20 protein-coding genes are annotated in these 18,809 nt (G+C 40.5%); 8 read left to right on the top strand and 12 right to left on the bottom strand.

The genetic code is table 11. The annotated features are described in order from the left end of the window. Nucleotides 1-36 precede the first annotated feature (36 nt). From CWC04_RS00900 to CWC04_RS00890, 3 genes are all read left to right on the top strand, one after another. Nucleotides 37-474: a DUF2721 domain-containing protein gene (locus tag CWC04_RS00900; RefSeq protein ID WP_029773572.1), complete on the top strand. Its 438-nt coding sequence runs from the start codon at nucleotides 37-39 to the stop codon at nucleotides 472-474. Between the two features lie 446 nt (nucleotides 475-920). Continuing rightward, nucleotides 921-1,805, top strand: coding sequence for a LysR family transcriptional regulator (locus CWC04_RS00895; RefSeq protein WP_138684391.1), 885 nt, complete (start codon nucleotides 921-923; stop codon nucleotides 1,803-1,805). 244 nt (nucleotides 1,806-2,049) lie between these two features. Continuing rightward, nucleotides 2,050-2,670: a 2OG-Fe(II) oxygenase gene (locus CWC04_RS00890; RefSeq protein WP_138684390.1), complete on the top strand. Its 621-nt coding sequence runs from the start codon at nucleotides 2,050-2,052 to the stop codon at nucleotides 2,668-2,670. A gap of 63 nt (nucleotides 2,671-2,733) precedes the next feature. On the opposite strand, the gene ubiA is transcribed toward CWC04_RS00890, so the two are convergent. Next, on the bottom strand, nucleotides 2,734-3,612 hold the full coding sequence (gene ubiA / locus CWC04_RS00885; protein ID WP_126006159.1) for a 4-hydroxybenzoate octaprenyltransferase: 879 nt from the start codon (nucleotides 3,610-3,612) through the stop codon (nucleotides 2,734-2,736). Further along, the gene (locus CWC04_RS00880) at nucleotides 3,609-4,148 is read right to left on the bottom strand and encodes a chorismate--pyruvate lyase family protein (RefSeq protein WP_029773569.1); all 540 of its coding nucleotides are present in this window, start codon (nucleotides 4,146-4,148) and stop codon (nucleotides 3,609-3,611) included. The genes ubiA and CWC04_RS00880 overlap by 4 nt, the downstream gene beginning before the upstream one ends. A gap of 154 nt (nucleotides 4,149-4,302) precedes the next feature. Between CWC04_RS00880 and CWC04_RS00875 the strand changes: the two genes are divergently transcribed. Continuing rightward, complete coding sequence (locus CWC04_RS00875; RefSeq protein WP_024034357.1) at nucleotides 4,303-4,701, top strand: flagellar basal body-associated protein FliL; 399 nt, start codon at nucleotides 4,303-4,305, stop codon at nucleotides 4,699-4,701. A 2-nt stretch (nucleotides 4,702-4,703) separates the two neighbouring features. Here CWC04_RS00875 and glpG read toward each other — a convergent pair whose 3' ends face one another. From glpG to CWC04_RS00845, 6 genes are all read right to left on the bottom strand, one after another. Continuing rightward, a complete protein-coding gene (gene glpG / locus CWC04_RS00870) occupies nucleotides 4,704-5,525 on the bottom strand; it encodes a rhomboid family intramembrane serine protease GlpG (protein ID WP_138684389.1) in 822 nt (273 codons plus the stop codon). Beyond that, nucleotides 5,522-5,839, bottom strand: a complete 318-nt coding sequence (glpE, locus tag CWC04_RS00865) for a thiosulfate sulfurtransferase GlpE (RefSeq protein ID WP_004588558.1) — start codon at nucleotides 5,837-5,839, stop codon at nucleotides 5,522-5,524. Before glpE ends, glpG begins: the two co-directional genes overlap by 4 nt. A gap of 64 nt (nucleotides 5,840-5,903) precedes the next feature. Continuing rightward, on the bottom strand, nucleotides 5,904-6,929 hold the full coding sequence (gene tdh, locus CWC04_RS00860; RefSeq protein WP_004588559.1) for an L-threonine 3-dehydrogenase: 1,026 nt from the start codon (nucleotides 6,927-6,929) through the stop codon (nucleotides 5,904-5,906). A gap of 49 nt (nucleotides 6,930-6,978) precedes the next feature. After that, on the bottom strand, nucleotides 6,979-8,175 hold the full coding sequence (locus tag CWC04_RS00855) for a glycine C-acetyltransferase (RefSeq protein ID WP_024034359.1): 1,197 nt from the start codon (nucleotides 8,173-8,175) through the stop codon (nucleotides 6,979-6,981). Nucleotides 8,176-8,343: 168 nt separating this feature from the next. Then, nucleotides 8,344-8,907 (bottom strand): D-glycero-beta-D-manno-heptose 1,7-bisphosphate 7-phosphatase, encoded by a 564-nt coding sequence (gene gmhB, locus CWC04_RS00850; protein WP_138684388.1) that lies wholly within the window; start codon nucleotides 8,905-8,907, stop codon nucleotides 8,344-8,346. After that, nucleotides 8,904-9,965: a glycosyltransferase family 9 protein gene (locus CWC04_RS00845; RefSeq protein WP_138684387.1), complete on the bottom strand. Its 1,062-nt coding sequence runs from the start codon at nucleotides 9,963-9,965 to the stop codon at nucleotides 8,904-8,906. The genes gmhB and CWC04_RS00845 overlap by 4 nt, the downstream gene beginning before the upstream one ends. 124 nt (nucleotides 9,966-10,089) lie before the next feature. On the opposite strand from CWC04_RS00845, the gene CWC04_RS00840 reads away from it, so the two are divergent. Then, nucleotides 10,090-10,818 carry a 3-deoxy-D-manno-octulosonic acid kinase gene (locus CWC04_RS00840; RefSeq protein WP_126006148.1) on the top strand — a complete coding sequence of 243 codons (729 nt, stop codon included), beginning with the start codon at nucleotides 10,090-10,092 and terminating at the stop codon, nucleotides 10,816-10,818. On the opposite strand, the gene CWC04_RS00835 is transcribed toward CWC04_RS00840, so the two are convergent. Then, nucleotides 10,801-11,883: a glycosyltransferase gene (locus tag CWC04_RS00835; RefSeq protein ID WP_138684386.1), complete on the bottom strand. Its 1,083-nt coding sequence runs from the start codon at nucleotides 11,881-11,883 to the stop codon at nucleotides 10,801-10,803. The two genes, CWC04_RS00840 and CWC04_RS00835, sit on opposite strands and share 18 nt — an antisense overlap. Further along, nucleotides 11,880-12,953 carry a glycosyltransferase family 1 protein gene (locus tag CWC04_RS00830; protein ID WP_138684385.1) on the bottom strand — a complete coding sequence of 358 codons (1,074 nt, stop codon included), beginning with the start codon at nucleotides 12,951-12,953 and terminating at the stop codon, nucleotides 11,880-11,882. Before CWC04_RS00830 ends, CWC04_RS00835 begins: the two co-directional genes overlap by 4 nt. 211 nt (nucleotides 12,954-13,164) lie before the next feature. On the opposite strand from CWC04_RS00830, the gene CWC04_RS00825 reads away from it, so the two are divergent. Next, complete coding sequence (locus CWC04_RS00825; RefSeq protein WP_138684420.1) at nucleotides 13,165-14,670, top strand: capsule assembly Wzi family protein; 1,506 nt, start codon at nucleotides 13,165-13,167, stop codon at nucleotides 14,668-14,670. A gap of 97 nt (nucleotides 14,671-14,767) precedes the next feature. Here CWC04_RS00825 and hldE read toward each other — a convergent pair whose 3' ends face one another. Next, on the bottom strand, nucleotides 14,768-16,207 hold the full coding sequence (gene hldE, locus CWC04_RS00820) for a bifunctional D-glycero-beta-D-manno-heptose-7-phosphate kinase/D-glycero-beta-D-manno-heptose 1-phosphate adenylyltransferase HldE (RefSeq protein WP_138684384.1): 1,440 nt from the start codon (nucleotides 16,205-16,207) through the stop codon (nucleotides 14,768-14,770). Then, the gene (locus tag CWC04_RS00815; protein WP_004588568.1) at nucleotides 16,207-16,797 is read right to left on the bottom strand and encodes a D-sedoheptulose-7-phosphate isomerase; all 591 of its coding nucleotides are present in this window, start codon (nucleotides 16,795-16,797) and stop codon (nucleotides 16,207-16,209) included. Before CWC04_RS00815 ends, hldE begins: the two co-directional genes overlap by 1 nt. Before the next feature lie 182 nt (nucleotides 16,798-16,979). Here CWC04_RS00815 and waaA point away from each other — a divergent pair, with 182 nt between their 5' ends. Next, a complete protein-coding gene (gene waaA / locus CWC04_RS00810) occupies nucleotides 16,980-18,263 on the top strand; it encodes a lipid IV(A) 3-deoxy-D-manno-octulosonic acid transferase (protein ID WP_138684383.1) in 1,284 nt (427 codons plus the stop codon). Further along, a complete protein-coding gene (locus CWC04_RS00805; RefSeq protein ID WP_138684382.1) occupies nucleotides 18,260-18,808 on the top strand; it encodes a DUF1415 domain-containing protein in 549 nt (182 codons plus the stop codon). The genes waaA and CWC04_RS00805 overlap by 4 nt, the downstream gene beginning before the upstream one ends. The last annotated feature ends 1 nt before the right edge of the window (nucleotide 18,809 follow it).

Raw genomic sequence — 18,809 nt, 5'->3', positions numbered from 1 at the left:
TAAAGTGTATAGCAGGTAACTTTTTAGGATAAAACAATGACACTTACTACCCCAGGTTTACTTTTTCCAGCAATCTCACTGTTGCTGCTTGCTTACACAAACCGCTTTTTAGTACTAGCGCAATTAATCCGAGAATTAAATTCACGAGAAGGTGAGTCTATTCGCCCCGTTGTTGTGGCTCAAATAACAAACTTAAGAAAGCGCATTAAACTAATACGCACCATGCAAGTGTATGGTGTGGCGTCTTTTTTATTGTGTACGCTATCAATGTTTGCCTTATTTATAGAATTTAACACCACAGGCATTATTTTGTTTGGGGTGAGTTTAGCGTGCTTAAGCCTTTCGTTATTAACATCGTTATTTGAAATTCATATTTCGTGCGATGCCATAGAAATAGAGCTACAAAGTATTGAAGACAAACCCCTAAGTAACCGCATTACTAAAAACTTTACTAACAAAAGTAGTAAGCCTTAGCGGCTTATTTTTCTAAATTCTTAAACAAGAATAAAGCGATGGCATAACCTAAAACTATAAGCGTTTATGCCTCACTTCATTACAAATCACTACGTAGGATTTTCCTATAGCCTTTTTTCTGGCATACTTTTTTATTAATTAATGCTAAATTATGTCTAAAGTATTACTTTTAAAAGCATCAAAGCGCCTAAGTCATTGTATTTATTCTTACTTGCTAACATAGCTTAGTTTTAAATAGAGTAATAAATCACTATAAATAAGCCTAATTGGTAATACTTTTAAACGCGTCTTCTCTTTAAATAATACTAAAAGAGGGATATGCTGAGGCAAATATGTCATAAATTTGCAAACACAGTTACATATTAGGCTTCGCTTTTTGAAAGCTCGAATCTAATATTATTGATGTTCGCGGCACACGCGACTTACTTATAAAAAGGGACTATAAAGTGAGATTTGAACAGTTAGAACAATTTGTAGCGCTTGGTGTGTTACGCCACTTCAGACAAGCAGCCGAACAAACTCAAATTAGTACATCAGCGCTAACGCGCAGCATTCAAACCCTAGAAGACGAAATGGGGTACGAACTGGTGAAACGCTCAACACGTTCAGTAAAGTTAACACCCGAAGGCGAGCTATTTCTTGATTACGCCAAAAACACCCTTGCCGAACTTGAGCATACAAAAAAACGAATTTCTCAATCGGTTAACGGCAATACTGACGAAAAGTTAGTCATTGGCTACACCAACAAAGCCAGCAGTGTAGTGCCTATCTCATGCGGGCAATTTTTAGCACAATACCCCCATGTTAAAATAGAAATGCAATTGCAAGAGCAGCACGAACTTGCACGCAAACTGCAGGAGGGCGAAATTGATATCAGTGTTTATTCGCAGGCAATTAACAGCATCGGCAGCGACATACACCTGCCAGACCAACTGGTATTATTTGTTTCTAAACACCATCCGTTAGCAAATAAAAGCGATATCAGCAAACACGATTTAGATAGCTACCCTATGTACGGCTGTTTTTCTCAGTCTAAACAAGTACAAAGCATGCTTAACGAAGCCATCGATATGCTCAATAAATCGGCTAGCATTAAGGTAGGCAGCATTGAGCAAGTAATCTCAGGGCTGGTTAAATCAGATCACTTTGCTATTGCGAGTATTGAACACGCGAGCACTCTTGCAGAGCACACAGAACTTGTACAGCTAAAAACAAATAAAGACTTAAGTCACGAACAACTTGTTATACAAACAAGCCAACAAGCAGCAGTTAGCGAACACATTGACCATTTATTATCTCTTATCAAAAAAGCATCTACGACTATTAATTAAGCCAAGATAAAATAGCATACCGCAATGCCCTTAAACCTTTTAAGGGCAACCAATTTAGATAGCCCTTACTGATTTACTCTTCTTGTTACCAAAACCTGCAGCACAGCTGCTTAACCTAAAAAGCCCTTTTAGTTTTTATGCTTACGCGTTAGGTTTTTATTTGCTTAAGTAGCGGAGCACAAACCACTAGCTATTAAATTTTTTTAGGCTATACTGTCGCACCTTTTTTAATCAACAGACATAAATGAACGCACTTTTTAGTTCTGATGTTTATTTAGATGCAATAGAAACCCATGGTTATGTTGTTATTCCTAACGCACTTATTAGCGAGCTAGTAGAGAGTTTAATCACCGATTGCCACCGTATTAACCCGCATTTTAGCGCTGCAGGTATTGGCCGTTTAAATGACTTACAAATAGATAAAACCATTCGTAAAGATAAAACCTATTGGTTTGATGGCAGCTCACAAGCACAGCTAACTTATCAAGCAATAATGGAAAGTATAAAAACCACACTTAATCGACAGTTTTTTATGGGCTTATTTGATTATGAGTGCCACTACGCTAAATACACCCAAGGCGACTTTTATAAAAAGCATTTTGATGCATTTAAAGGGCGATCTAACCGCGTATTTACAACAATACTTTATTTAAATACGCCCGAGAAAGGCGGCGAGCTTGTTATATACAAGCCAAAAAGTAAGCAAGTAGAGATAATAATTAAACCCACCGCGGGGACACTCGTTATGTTTGAAAGCGAGCGTTTTGCACACGAGGTATTACCTGCCATTAATGAGCGCTACTCTATTGCTGGCTGGTTTAGAAAGAACGCCTCAATAAGTGGAGTAATTGACCCGCCACGATAAAACCAACATAGCCACAACAACTAGTGGCTATAGTGAAGTTAAATTAATAGCGTTGAGATGAAATTAACGCGCAAATACAAATGACAAGAACAAGCCAAAAAAAATAGCTAATCCAACATAGTGATTATTTAAAAACGCTTTAAAACATGCATCACGCGCACGTTTATGTATAAGCACTTGTTGATAAATAAGTAACCCAGCGGCAGTACATAAACCTGCAACAAACGCTAAGCCTAGCTGGTTAATTAAGCCAATAAGCGCCAACAACGCTATAAAATTAGCGTTTAATAAAAATATAATATGGCGGTCGTATTTACCAAATAAAATAGCAGTAGATTTAACCCCTATTTTTAAATCGTCATCTCTGTCGACCATGGCATACATTGTGTCGTACGCTACCGTCCAACAAATATTTGCAACAAATAACAGCCACGCCTGCAGCGGTAATGAGTCAATTGATGCCATATATGCCATAGGTATCGCCCAACCAAATGCAGCGCCTAAGACTACCTGCGGAAGATGTGTATAGCGTTTCATAAAGGGGTAGCAAAATGCCAGTGCCAACGCCCCAAATGACAATAAAATAGTGTTGATGCTAAGTAGCAATACCAATACAAAAGCAATGGCTATCAGTAATATAAATAAACTCAGTGCTTCACCTGCACTTACTTGTCCGGTGGCCAAAGGCCGCCCTGCTGTACGCTTAACTGAGCCGTCTATTTTTCTATCTGCAAAATCATTAATAACGCAGCCAGCACTGCGCATAACAATTACGCCTAAGGTAAATACAATAAAGTTAACTAGGCTTGGCATACCAGCGTTTGCAAGCCATAGAGCCCAATAAGTAGGCCACAGTAATAGTAATGTACCGATAGGTTTGTCAATGCGCATGAGCTGAATATAAAAAGGGCTATGCTGTAATTGCAAAGGGGCTAATTTCATGAGTACAAATAGGCTCCGGGTAAAAATACTTCGCACACTAAAAAGTGATAATCATTAATAGAAAACACACTACGACGACCTAATAAAGGGTGCGTAGTTAAATTCAACTCTTTAACAAGTGATTGCAGCGCATGCTCTGAGTCAAAGCGCCCTACCTCAATATTACTTCGGGTAAGTTCAGGGTGCTGAAAAATAACATCACCTAAAGGGCGCGCGCCCATATTATGCAGTGTTGTTTGCGTTTGTGTACTGGGCAGCCAACTTTGGGCATACACCATGGGTGTATTGTCACACAATAAAAGCACCTCGCGATTAAGTGCTTTATTTGTATTTGAGCCAAGTAGTTGTTGCTGTGCATCGCTTAGGGTAAAAGTTTGCTCATTAAGCACTTTTACACTAAAACTTTGTGCATTACTTTTTAATTTAGCGGTTAATGAATGTGGCTCAAATAGCCACTCTTGCTCTAACGCAGATAAGTTATTTACCAAAGAAGCACATTGCCAATTGGCAGATATAGAAAGCGGAAATGTAATCACAATAGCTCAATAAAATAAAAACCGAGACGATGATAACATTGCCAAAGCATTTGAAAAAGTGATGTTTTACTGCCGATAAATAATTGCAGGAGCTGTTTATTAGGCGCTATTAAGTATAAACTATTTGTATTAAGAAAATGGAAACACACTAAAGATGAAAAAAATAGTATACGCAGGTTTTTTAGCACTGATCTTAAACTGTTTTAGCTTTTCGGCAAAAGCGGAATCGACAGTGGGCTATTTTGGTTTTGAGCCAGACATAATTACCAATTACATAGGCGCTTCAAGTAAAAAAATGGGCTATGTACGCGTGACTATAGATTTAATGCTTAGCAATAATGCAGATATTGCTATTGTAGAACACCATACCCCGCTTTTACGCGATGCGTTAGTAGAAATACTATCTAAAGAACCTGAAGAAAAAATAAAGTCGCTTACTGGGCGTGAAGAAATTAGAGCAAAGTGTGCCGAAAAATTAAAAAGCCTGTTAAAAGAAGAAACAGGCCAAGAGATTATTCGTGAAGTATTATTTACTAAGTATTTATACCACTAAGCTTACGCTTTTTTAGCATTAAATAAATTAGCGGTTACGGCATAAGCCATGCCGCTTAAAAGCCCACCTAAATGCGCCCAATTAGCCATACCAACAAACAACACATCAGCAAAACCGAGTACCAGCCAAATTAACATAAAGCCAATAATGGCAGTGCTGACTAGCGCCGGTTGCTTAGGATTTAAATAGCTGTGAATCCAACAAAAACCCAATAAACCATACACAACGCCACTTAAGCCACCAAAGTTAGGCCCCACAATTAAAAACTGAGCCCAGTTACTAATAAGTGCAGTAACCACAAATAGCCCAACTAAACTCAGCTTGCCGCATTGCTTTTCAATATTATCACCTAACGACATCCACCAAATTAGGTTAAATACAATGTGCATTGCGCTAAAATGAACAAGTGCCGGCGTTAACCAGTTCAGTGGTTGGCTCGGGTTAAACTGCAAAGCAGTGTATATTTGCTCAAAGCCACCCAATAAAAATGCAAAGTAAATAGCAACGCTTACAATACTTACGGTTTTATTTAGCCAGCTTAGTGCTTTAAAGCGCGCCACTAAATTAAGCGACTGTCCTTGATACGTTAAGCCAGATTGTGTACTGCCCACATCCCAAGAGGCTTGTTGATAACGCTTATGATTGGGGTTTTGTACAAATTCAGCCCACAAAGGTTGCACTTGATGAAAGTGCTCGCCCGCAACACAAATAATAACATTACTGCCATCAGCACTGCGCAGTTGCCCTTCTAAGCCTTGGCTTTTTAAATAATCTATAAAGCCCTGTGCGGCACGAGGATTATTTAAACTACCTAGCTCAATCATCGTTCCACTTTCTCGCTGTAAGCCGCTTCCCAGGCCGTAAAGCCACCATCCATGCTATATACATCTTCAAAGCCCTGCTCTACTAAATAACTAGCCGCACCTTGTGAGCTCATGCCGTGGTAGCAAACAATAATAATGGGCTGATCGAACTCTTTTTCCATCATAAACTGAGCTATATTGGCATTTGAAAGCGCTTCAGAGCCAGGAATATGCCCTGCTTGGTACGAGTTAGGATCGCGTATATCTGCGATCACTACATCTTCTTTATCAAGCAATTCGTGCGTTTGTGCTATAGATATATGTTTAAATGCCATTGAAATCTCTTTTAAAAATATAATAAAAAGGCGGCTTAAGCCGCCTCTGTATGCAAACTTTAAACTATTCCCAGTTTAAAATTACTTTACCAGATTGACCTGAAATCATCATATCAAAGCCAGCTTGGAAGTCATCTACCGAATATTGATGCGTAATGATAGGGTCTAAATTAAGGCCTGATTGAATCAAGCTTGCCATTTTGTACCACGTTTCGAACATCTCGCGACCATATATACCTTTGATCACTAAGCCTTTAAATATAACTTTATTCCAATCTACGGCCATATCTGATGGCGGAATACCCAGCATGGCAATTTTGCCACCATGGTTCATGTTATTTAACATAGAATTAAAGGCGCTTGGCACACCTGACATTTCGAGGCCAATATCAAAGCCTTCAGTCATACCTAGCTCATTCATTACATCTTCAAGTTTATCATTCGCAACGTTTACGGCACGTGTAGCGCCCATTTTACGCGCAAGCTCTAAACGGTATTCGTTAACATCGGTAATCACAACATGGCGAGCACCCACATGCTTAGCAACGGCCGCCGCCATAATACCAATTGGCCCAGCCCCTGTAATAAGCACATCTTCGCCCACTAAATCAAACGATAAAGCGGTGTGCACAGCATTACCAAACGGGTCAAAAATAGACGCAAGCTCGTCAGAAATATTGTCAGGAATTTTAAACGCATTAAAGGCCGGAATAACTAAATATTCAGCAAATGCGCCTTCGCGGTTAACGCCTACACCCGTTGTATTTCGGCACAAATGCACACGACCAGCACGACAGTTACGACAATGCCCACACGTAATATGCCCCTCGCCAGATACGCGATCACCTACTGCAAAGCCACGTACTTCTTGCCCCATATCAACCACTTCACCCACGTACTCATGGCCTACAACCATAGGGGTCGGAATGGTTTTTTGTGACCACTCATCCCATTTATAAATATGAACGTCGGTGCCACAAATCGCAGTTTTACGAATTTTAATAAGTAGATCGTTATGCCCTACTTCAGGCTTGGGTACGTCGGTCATCCAGATGCCGGTTTCGGCTTTTAATTTTGATAAAGCTTTCATAGTTAACACTCAACTAAAAAACCGAAGCAATACTTCGGTTTATAAAAAATTAAATAACGCCCATTTCTTTACCAATACGGGTAAAGGCAGCAATTGCGGTGTCTAGTTGTTCAATACTGTGCGCAGCAGAAATTTGTGTACGAATACGCGCTTGGCCTTTTGGCACAACAGGGAACGAAAAGCCGGTTACATAAATGCCTTCAGCGAGTAGTTTGTCTGCCATTAATGAAGCAACTTTAGCATCGCCAAGCATTACAGGGATAATGGCATGATCTTTACCCGCACACGTAAAGCCAGCGGCTTCCATTTGCTCACGGAAATATTTAGCATTTGACCAAAGTTTAGCGCGTAACTCACCACCATTTTCAAGCATTTCGAGTACTTTAATTGACGCAGTTACAATTGAAGGGGCTAATGAATTTGAGAATAAATAAGGGCGTGAACGCTGACGCAGCCATTCAACAATTTCTTTTTTACCTGAGGTATAACCGCCTGATGCACCGCCCAGCGCTTTACCTAGCGTGCCGGTAATAATATCTACACGGTCAAGCACATTACAGTACTCAGGCGTGCCTTTACCGTTTTCGCCAACAAAGCCTACCGCATGTGAGTCATCAACCATCACTAATGCATCATACTTATCAGCAAGGTCACACACAGCTTCAAGGTTACAAATTACGCCATCCATCGAAAACACGCCATCGGTGGCAATTAACTTTGTTTTAGCGCCCGCTTCATCAGCTGCAATAAGTTGCTTTTCAAGATCCTCCATATCGTTATTAGCATAACGAAAACGCTTAGCTTTACATAAGCGTACGCCATCAATAATTGATGCGTGATTTAGAGAGTCAGAAATAATAGCATCTTCAGCGCCTAAAATAGTTTCAAATAGGCCCGTGTTAGCATCAAAACAAGAGGAGTATAAAATTGTATCTTCGGTTTCTAAAAACGCACTAATTTTTTGCTCAAGTGTTTTATGAATATCCTGCGTGCCACAAATAAAACGTACTGAAGCAACACCAAAGCCATGGTCATCTAAACCACCTTGCGCTGCTTTAATTAGCTCAGGGCTATTTGCTAAGCCTAAGTAATTGTTAGCACAAAAATTAATAACTTTATCGCCAGATGCAACTTCTATTTGAGCTTGTTGCTGCGAGGTAATAATACGCTCACTTTTATACAAACCTTGCGCTTTAACGTCTTCAATTTGCTCTTGTAGTTGGCTAAAAAAAGCAGATGCTCTCATCTGTAGTCTCCAATTAAATGAACGGGTAAACAACAACATTAAAGCCACTGTTTATGTTGGGGTGTATTGTAAAAGTTTAACAAGTAAAATGCACTGTTTGCAGCTCGTCGCTAATACAGGTAATGGCAGCAATACTTAACACTTTAGTTGCGAAAATATAAACGCACTTTATACCAAGTAGTGTGCTGGTAAATCGTTAATAGAGTCAATAACTAAATCGGCGTATTGTTTAGCGGTTTCGTCAAATTGTTGACCAGAGCGAACTAACACTCGCGTGCTAATAGCCGCTTTTTGTGCCGCTTGCATATCGCTAAGCTTATCACCCACCATAACACTGCTCGAAGGGTCAATATTATGCTCTTGCATAGCTTGTAACAGCATACCTGGAGCTGGCTTTCTGCACTGGCACTGTTTTAAATATTGCGCCATCGCTTTTTTGGGATGGTGCGGGCAAAAATACACATCTGTAATTTTAATATTGTGCTTACTAAATTGTGTTTTCATCCACTGAGTTACAGTTAAAAAGTCATCTTCAGTGTAGTAACCTCGCCCTATTCCTGATTGATTAGTCACTATAATAATTTTATAACCTGCATCATAAAATGCTTTACAGGTACTAAACACACCGTCTATAAATTCAAATTTTTCACTTTGATAAACATAGCCATGATCAATATTTACCACGCCATCTCGGTCTAAAAAAAGTGCTTTGTTTTTTTCTATTACACTCATTTTATAGACTCTTTTTGTACCACATGATCAAACATAGCTTTAACACTGTCTACGGTTATTTGGCTCATAAGGTCATCGCCCTTAACGCGCGTACCCCAAGGCAATTGTTGAGCTGTTTTACCCGTTTGCTTTAGCAGATTTTGATGATACACCTCAACTACGTAGTCTTGATATAAATAAGGGCCTGTACGTGCAGGATTAGAATGCGCATATAAACCAATAACCGGCGTACCTACCGTTACCGCCATATGTGCAGGGCCGGTATCTGGGGCTAAAACTAAATCAGCGCGCTTAAGCACACATAACAGCTCTTTAAGTTTTGTTTTACCTACTAAGTTTAAAATAGTGCAGTGACTGTGTTTTATAATTTGATTAGCTAAATTAATCTCAAGCTCAGTTGGGCCGCCCGTTAGTACCACGTTGAAGCCCTGCTCATGCGCGTAATCAGCAAGGGCAGCATAGCGCTCTGGCAACCAATTTCGCTGTGCTTTACTGGCCGCAGGCGATATTACCAATAACTTATTTGCCAAATACGCAGGCCCTAATAACGCATCTGCTTTGTTCTCATCCGCTAAGGTATAAGGCATATCCCAGGTAGGTGAATAGTCTTTAACTCCAATGGCGCCCGCAAAGCCTTTAAATCCCTCTAGCACATGCGCTTCTTTTTGTGGAGCTATTCGTTTATTTATAAACAAGCTATGTAATTCTTTTGAACGTGCCCAATCAAAGCCTATTTTTACTTTAGCCGGAATACAACGTGCAACAAAGCCAGCTCTTAATGCGACTTGCATATTAAGTAGCACATCAAACTGCTGCCCTTTAAAAGAATGTGCTAACTTTTTAAGTGCATCCTTACTTTGTTTTTTATCAAAAACCACCAGCTCAACCCCAGGTAAACCGGCAAGTAACATGGCTTCTATTTTACCCATTACCCACGTTATTTTTGCATTGGGGTGTGCTTTTTGAATGGCTTGTACAGCACTAACGGCATGACACACATCACCAATGGCAGAGAGTCTTAAAATACAAATTGAGGAGTAATTAGGCACTTGAGTCACGCGTTCCACTTTGGCTTTAAATAATAGACTGCGATCTTAAATTATACTCGCACTAATGCAAGCACTTATGCTGCGCTATAAAACACGTTAATATACACGCATTATTGAATTATTTTAACGAGCTATGTTTAAAACACTAACGCAAGGTAAGCACACTATTTTAAGCCACCCAGATTATTTTAACGAGGTTGATTTAAACTGGTTTGATGCAGATTATTGGCAGCAGCAAAATAAAATAGTCGGTGCTAAAAAAGGCCGCGCCACAGCCTGGTTTTTTAAACACGATAGTTTAACCGCTGTACTTAGGCACTATTGGCGCGGCGGTATAGTTGGCAAGTTGTTAAGCGATCAGTACCTCTACCCTGGGCTTAAAAACACCCGTGTGTATAAAGAGTTCAGCTTAATGATAAGGCTTATTGAGCTTGGCTTAAATGTGCCAAAACCCATTGCCGCTAAGGTAACAACCGCAGGCTTAATTTATCGTGGCGATATAATTACAGAGGCTGTAAAAGGGGCTAAAAGCCTGCTCGATATTTTAATTGAACGCCCACTAACAGAAGATGAGCTCAAGCGAATTGCCAATACTGTTGCGCTATTTCACTCAAAAGGTGTGTACCACGCTGATTTGAATATAAATAATATTTTATTTAATGAAACGGGCGAGGTTTATATTATCGACTTTGATCGCGGCGAAATAAAACCATTAAATAAGCAATGGCAACAAAGTAATATGGCACGTTTAGAGCGCTCATTTTTAAAAGAGCAAGGACGTAACAACGCTTTTTATTGGCAAAGTAATGACTGGCAAACTTTATTGGCTATTTATAAAGGGCAATTAACAACACAAAGCTAAGTATTGCTTAGCAACTTGTTCGGCCGTTACCTTTTGTAAAATATCGGCATTATCTACATTAGGCTTAGTGTTTAAAACCAGCTCAATTTTAGCCGCTAGCTCATCGCTATGCCCTACAGGCGCTAAATATTTAGCCAAGTCGTTTGTTAAAATTTCGCTCGGTCCAAACGTACAGTTAGTACTTACTACAGGCGTGCCAACAGCTAATGCTTCAATTAACACTGTAGGGAGCCCTTCAAAATCAGAGCTTAATACTAATGCCTCAGCCTGCTTAATCCAGTTATACGGATTTTGTTCAAACCCTGGCACTATAAGTTGTCCCTCAATACCATACGCTTTTGCAAGCTTAAATGCTTTGCTAGGCTTATTGCATAAAAGGACTAATTTGTATTTTTTATCAAGCTTTGCAAATGCCGCAAATAAAATATCGTGGCGCTTTTGTTTAGCTAACCGCCCTACATGAATAACATACGGTGATTGTGGAATTTGCGTATTAACCTCATTTGAGAGGCGCTTTATATCCACTAAATTAAAGGGATTATAAATAGTTGTGATGGCGCTTGGGCTAATTAAACGCCCTTGGGTAATTTCTTGCTCTACCCCTTTAGACACGCACACCAAGGATTTTCCATTTAAGTTTTGCTTTGACTTTTTAAGATAGCGATAAGAAAACGGGCCTAGCTTTTTTTGCCTCGCTAGCTCTGCATTAACAGAGTTATGCATAACAAAGTGAACATTTTTAATCTGGCTTTTAGCCAATAAGTTATTGCTTCTATCTAAATTGCTAAGCACTAAATCTATGGGGCCAGTTTGTTTTTGTTTGTTGTTAAACCACGCCTCTAGTTTTGCTACACTTTTGTTTATTTTCCAAAAACGATCCACTTTAGTGGCTTTATCACTGAATAAACTTTCAACCTTTATGTTCGCAGGGATCGTGTATTCATATTTATTAGCCAACGATAAAATAGTAACGCTATGCGTTTTTACTAGCTGCTGGGCAAGGGTTAGCATCACTTTTTCGGCGCCACCACCCGCTAACGAGTCTATTACAATCACTATATTCATCTATCGGCAACCATCAGCATGCTTTTAACCCCTTGCGTTATTTCTTCATAGCTATGCGCGCTTTCAAGCAAAGAGTATTTTTCTAGTAGCTGGTTAAAATGCGGCTCTATTAGTAAAGCGCTGGCTTTATTTATTATGTCTTCAATCTCAAAGTTTGCTTTAATTACCACGCCAGTTGTGGCGCAACTTGCTAGGCGCTGTGTTTGATCTTTTGAAATAGCACATGCCACAGCAGGCGTTTTAACAGCAATCGCCTGCAATAGGGTGTCGCCAGCACTTAACAACGCAAATTTAGCTTGCTCCATAAGCGACAAAAACTCACTATTTTCTAACGTATCCAAATTTATAACCGTATTTGATACTGGCAACGCTTTATTATAATTAGGGCCAAATACCACCACCGCCTTTAACCCTGTTTGCAATGAAATTTGCTCTGCGGCAGCAAAAAATACATCTGCACAGTTTTGATTATCTAGCACATGACCGCCAGAGCCTGCACTCACAATAAAGTAGCCTTGTTCATCAAGCTGATACTTTTTTAATACCTGTTTGGTATCGCACGCTGATGAAAATGCTATGTAAGGGCCCACATTTTTAGGCATAGCCAAAGAAAACATATCTATTTTAGCTTTTTCAGCCCAGCTCAGCGGTTCAATGCAGTAATCAGGCTGTACCACCCAATGGCTATCAATTAAGTTGATACGGTTAAGTTTTAAGCCCTTCGCTCGCTTTTTCGCATGCTGAGAAATAAACACCACTTTGGCACCCACTTTTTTTGCAGCTTTCATGTGAGCAGCGCGCCCTGCACAATCGAATATTACAATGTCAGGTTTAAAATCGGCTATAACTTCACACACTTTATCGCGCTCTTTAGTCGCAGAGCGCTCAAGCAAGGTGGTATCATATGGACAGCTTTTAGCGTAGTTCGTGTGTTTATTTAAAACAAAATGGATGGTCAGTGAACCTAGACATTCACTTTCAAGGCTTTGGGCTAGCAACAACGAGCGCATGTATTCACCTATTCCTTGTGGCGATGATACGGGTATAAATAAAAGTCGTTTGTTGCTCATTGCATTCTCTATTTCCTATTTGCGCAGCAGTATATCAATCCCATTGTTTTTACGATAGCTAGGTTACATTTTTATACACAAATTTAACGCCCTAAAATAGATTATTTACTGCAATAGCCATGTTAGATTGGTAAACTTAGCCGCAATCTTAATCACAAGGATCTGAACTTTGCGAAACAGAATCTTTCTACTTTCTTCTCTTTTTTGCGCTATGAGCGCATCAGTAACAGCAGAGCCCTGGGTAAAGCCAGACGATTACGGTCTACGAGCTGACATTCAACAACTGGCTGATGCCGGTGTTATTTTAGCGCCTGTAACCACCTATCCGCTAATGTGGAAAAGCTTTATTGGCGAGCTAGAATCGAGCAAGCTTGAACTTTTATCTCCCAGCCTGCAAGATGCACTGCTTCGTGTAAAACATCGTTATAAGTCAGAAAACAGTAGCTCGCACAGTGTGCAACTCTCAGCGTTTGCCGCATCAGACCCAATTATAGCCACCAGCTTTGGGGCAACCAACACACAAGAATCTGAGCTTTCTGCGGCCTACGCCTACCTTGGCGATAACTTTGCGGCGAAGGTAGCCATTAATTACCGTAACGATGGTAAGCAATGCTTAGTTGATGGCAAAACAACCGATGATATAGCCACTAACGAACAAGCACTTGAAGATTGTAACGATACCTCATTTGACGATAGCTACTTAGCCTACCGCTTGGGCAATTGGATTTTTAGAGCCGGTGCCGTAGAGCAGTTTTGGGGCCCAGGTGTTGATAACAGTTTAATTATGTCGGGTAATGCAAAGCCACTGCCGGCACTAAGTGTAACCCGTGAGCAAAGCACAGCGTTTGAAACGCCTTGGTTAAGTTGGCTTGGGCAATGGAGCTTTACCGCGCAAATGGCAAAGTTAGAATCGACCCGTTTTATTCCTGATGCGCTGCTTTGGAGCAGCCGTGTTAACTTTCGCCCGATGCAACAGCTTGAAATTGCTTTAAGTTGGTCTGCGCAGTGGGCCGGTGAAGGCCAACCAAGCTCAGCAGGTGATTTTATTGATGTTATTACTGGGCAAACTAATTGTATTGATGGCAATGAAAATTGTGATAGCTCACTAGAGTCTAAAATTGGTAATCAGCTTGCTGGCATAGATGTGCGTTGGTCTGACACTTTATTTAGTCACCCGTATGCAATCTACGCAAGTACAATTGGCGAAGATGCTAGCTCGCAATTCAAACCTGCCGACAGAGCGTACTTATTTGGCGTACAAACTACGCAGCGCATTTACAATCAAAATGTGCTCGTTAACGTTGAATATATAGACACAGGTGTATCGTGCTCGGCCGAATCAACCAGTGAAAACTGCTACTACGAACACTCCGATTATAAATCGGGCTATCGTTACCACGGCCGCACTATTGGCTCAACTTTTGATAACGATGCGCAGTCAGTGGTATTAACACTTTTAGGTCAGCTTTCAAATGGCGATGACTGGCAAGTAAAACTACGTAGTGTGGATTACAACAGCGATAATCTTGACCGTTACCCTAGTAACCCCGATTTAGGTAATACAATTACCAAAACCGGTTATAACTCAAAACAAGTTGAGCTACGCTACAGGCAGCTGGCTATGGGTGGGCGCTTAACGCTCGGCGCTTTTGCATCAAACAACGATGGCGCAGAAAACGACACATCAGCGTTTGCTAAGTACGAATATAATTTTTAAACCGTATATTTTAAAATAGCATTTTAAAGCCAGCTATTTATAACAAAAAAAGGGTTGAAAACTGCGTTTTCAACCCTTTTTATTTAATTAGCAAATATTACTGCTTTATTTTGCTAATCACCTTAGAGGTTGAACAACCATCTAAAAATGTCAGCACTTCTACTTTGCCACCATGGCGTAGCACATGATCGGCGCCAGCTATTTGCTCTACAGTGTAATCACCACCTTTAACTAAAATATCGGGGCTTATTTGCTCGATTAATTTAGCGGGAGTGTCGTTTTCGTCCGCGCTGCCAAAGGGAATTACCCAATCTACAGAGGCGAGTGCACTTAATACCATTGCGCGCTCATCAAGTGGATTTATAGGGCGCTCAGGGCCTTTTAAACGCGTAATTGAATCATCATTATTTAAACCAACAACGAGCCTATCTCCACGTGCTTTGGCTTGGGCTAAATAGCGTACGTGGCCTGCGTGTAAAATATCAAAACAGCCATTGGTAAACACTATCTTTTCGCCATTTTGCTTAGCAAACTCAATGTGTTGCAATACATCGTCAAACGGAGTTTGGTAGTGCTCACCATTGATGTGCAAGTATTGGCCAAGCTTTTGGCTAAGCTCTTCTGGTGAAACCGTTGCCGCACCCAATTTACTTACTACAATGCCTGCGGCTAAATTAGCAATTTCTACCGCATCTTTAGGCTCCATACCTGCCCCTAGCATCACCGCAAGCGTGGCTATAACAGTATCGCCTGCGCCAGTTACATCACTTACTTCTAGCTGCTGCGCTGCAAAGTCGTGTTTTTCATCAGCGTTAATTAATGACATACCTTGCTCAGAGCGTGTAAGTAGCATGGCTTTAATACCATTTTTACTAATTAGCTCACGCGCGCTTTGTGCTAATATTTCTTCAGAGCCTGTTTTACCCCCAGCCAAATTAAATTCATGTAAATTAGGGGTAATATAGTCTGCGCCTTCGTATAAGTGTAAGTCGGGCGATTTAGGATCTATAAGCACGGTTTTACCCGCTGCTTTAGCAACGCTAACCATTTCTTTAATTAAGCTCAGCGAGCCTTTGCTGTAATCAGAAAATACCACAAAGTCGTAATCATCAAGCACCAGCTCTAAACGGTTTAATAACAACTGGCTATGCTGCTCGCTAAAGGTTTCTTCTAAATCTAGGCGCACAAGTTGTTGATGGCGGCTAATTACACGCATTTTAGAAATAGTGGGCAAATCGCATACACTAACAAGCTGTGAATGTATTTTTTCACCTTTTAAAATAGTTTCTAAGATTTGCCCGCTTTCATCTTCACCAATTAAACCAAGTAAGCCCACTTTGGCATCAAGTCGCGCAATGTTTTTTGCAACATTTGCAGCGCCACCCGCTTTATCTTCAAACTTGCTTACTTTAACAACGGGTACTGGAGCCTCTGGCGAAATACGCCCTGTATCGCCATACCAGTATCGGTCTAGCATGACATCGCCGACAACTAAAATACGCGCTTTAGATAAGTTTTTTAATAGCGATAAATCCATTACTGCTGCTCCGCAACAACCATATCGATAGCTTCACATAACCAGTGGCCAATAAACATATGTGCCTCTTGGATGCGAGCTGTTTCATCATTTTTTATAATAATGGGCAACTTAGCAATGTCTTTTACTTTACCGCCCTCGCGTCCGGTTAAGGCAACTGTAAACGCGCCAATTTTGTTAGCCGCTTCAAGTGCTAAATTAATATTGGCGCTGGTACCTGAGGTTGTTAAACCAATCACTAAATCTTCTGGTTTGCATAAAGCCTGAACTTGGCGTTCAAATACCGTATCAAAGTGGTAGTCGTTACTGTGTGCGGTTAGTATTGAGGTATCTGTGGTCAGCGCCATAGAGGCAAGTGGGCCACGCTCTAACTTATAACGCACAACAAATTCGGCAGCTAAATGCTGTGCATCGGCAGCACTTCCGCCGTTACCAAACCAAATAACCTTACCACCAGCTTGCAATGCACTGTGGCACGCTTCTAATAATTGCATAGACTCTTGATGATAAGCCTCCATCGTTTCAAATAAGGCTTGATGACGGTTTAAACTTTCAACGTAGCTTGTTGCCACAGAATCGATAATTGACATGAAAAATTCCTCTAGGAACTGAAATGGCAGGAAAAAATTAAATCCATTATTCCATAGTTTTATTTAGTTGTGTGTATTTTATGGGAATATAGCTGAACTGAATTATAATTTAGTGCTTCACATGTTCAGAAATTATCACTTTCGCGTTAAACTAGCGCCACTTACCTTAATAAAAGTTCAGTATGGCACGCATTTTTTACTCACTCGCTTTAATTTTAATTAGCCCACTGATTGTATTTTACTTGTATGTACTAAGAGGTAAAAAAAATAAAGGCTACCGCGCGCACTTTAAAGAGCGCTTTGGTTTTATTAGCAAACACTTATTTAATAATAGCGCTAAACCGGTTGTGTTCCACTGCGCTTCTGTAGGTGAGGTCCTTGCTGCAGCGCCACTGATTAAAGCACTGCAAAAACAACACCCGCAGCTTAATATACTTATTACCTGCAATACTCCTACCGGGCGTGCGCAAATTAGTGAACAATTTAAAAATACCGTGGCGTGTTGTTATTTACCTATAGACTTTGCAGGTTCGAGCGCTCGATTTTTAAAGCGCGTAAATCCACAAGCACTGTGTATTTTAGAAACTGAGCTGTGGCCTAATTTAATGGCAATAAGCCATAAAAAGACTATTCCGGTATTAGTGCTTAATGCTCGCCTAAGCGAAAAATCGCAACAGGGGTATCAAAAGGTGGCAGGGTTAACGCATATAATTATGCGCTCAATTTCAGTGCTTGCAAGTCATAATAAAAATGATGCTAAGCGCTTTATTGAACTTGGTTTACCCCCTTCAAAGAGCCATGTTACAGGCTCAATAAAGTTCGACATTACGCCAAGCAATGAGCAACTAACTAAAGTTGCAAATCTTAAAGCCGAGTTTAAAACCAATGAACGCTTTGTATGGGTGGCAGGCTCTACTCACCCGCTTGAACACGAAATGATATTAAACGCCCATCAGCAGCTATTAAAAAAATACCCTAATGCACTTTTAGTTATAGCACCGCGTCACCCTGAGCAATTTGATAAAGTAGCCGATACGCTAACTCAAAGCCCACTTAGCTTTAGTCGTCGCAGCAACAATAACTATCAAAACGAGCAAGTACTATTAGCTGATACACTGGGCGAACTACAGTGTTTATATGGCGCAGCGAATGTAAGTTACATAGGCGGCAGTTTAATTCGCCGAGGTGGGCACAACCCACTAGAAGCTGCTGCTTTTTCGGTTGGGGTTATTACAGGCCCACACACGTATAATTTTGATCATATCTACCCTGAGCTAATTAAACTTAAAGGGGCTGTCGTTGTTGAAAATACCGATGAGCTTGCTAAACAATTAATTAATTTAAGCCAAAACACCAAAGCGTGCCAAAGCTTGGGGATAAAAGCGCAGCAATGTGTAGTAAAAAACCAAGGCGCCATTGAAAAAACATTAACCATTATAAATCAGTATTTAGAGCCAAAAGCATGACTCATCAAGCAATTGCCCAAACCCGCGAGTGGATATCATCCGTTATTGTAAAATATAACTTTTGCCCATTTGCCCGTAAAGAAGTAGAAAATAACTGTATTCATTATGTGCTTAGCCCTGCAACAAAAATTGATGACGCTGTAATGGACATGCTAGAGCAGTGTGTGCAGCTTGATCAAAATCCAAAGCGCGAAACCACATTAATACTGTTTGATAACGGCTTTAGCGATTTTGAAGACTTTTTAGATTTAGTCGATTTAGCCAATGCCTTACTGGTAGCACAAGGCTTTGAAGGTAAATACCAAATTGCTAATTTTCATCCCGATTACGTGTTTGCCGACAGCGATGAAGATGATGCCGCAAATTACACCAACCGAGCACCCTACCCTACACTGCATTTAATTCGCGAACTGAGTATGAGCGAAGCGCTTGATCACTATAACGAGCCTGAATCTATACCAGAGCACAATATAAAGCTTGCAAGGCGCAAAGGATTCGACTTTTGGCAGCAACTTTTAGCAAATATAAAAAAACCGAGCGCCTAAA

Origin of the sequence: Pseudoalteromonas sp. S2893 (genome assembly GCF_005887105.1) — a bacterium.
In the GTDB taxonomy this organism is placed as follows: Bacteria; Pseudomonadota; Gammaproteobacteria; order Enterobacterales; family Alteromonadaceae; genus Pseudoalteromonas; species Pseudoalteromonas atlantica.
Note: the sequence above shows the minus strand (reverse complement) of the source record. Positions and strands in the feature narration are given on the sequence as shown.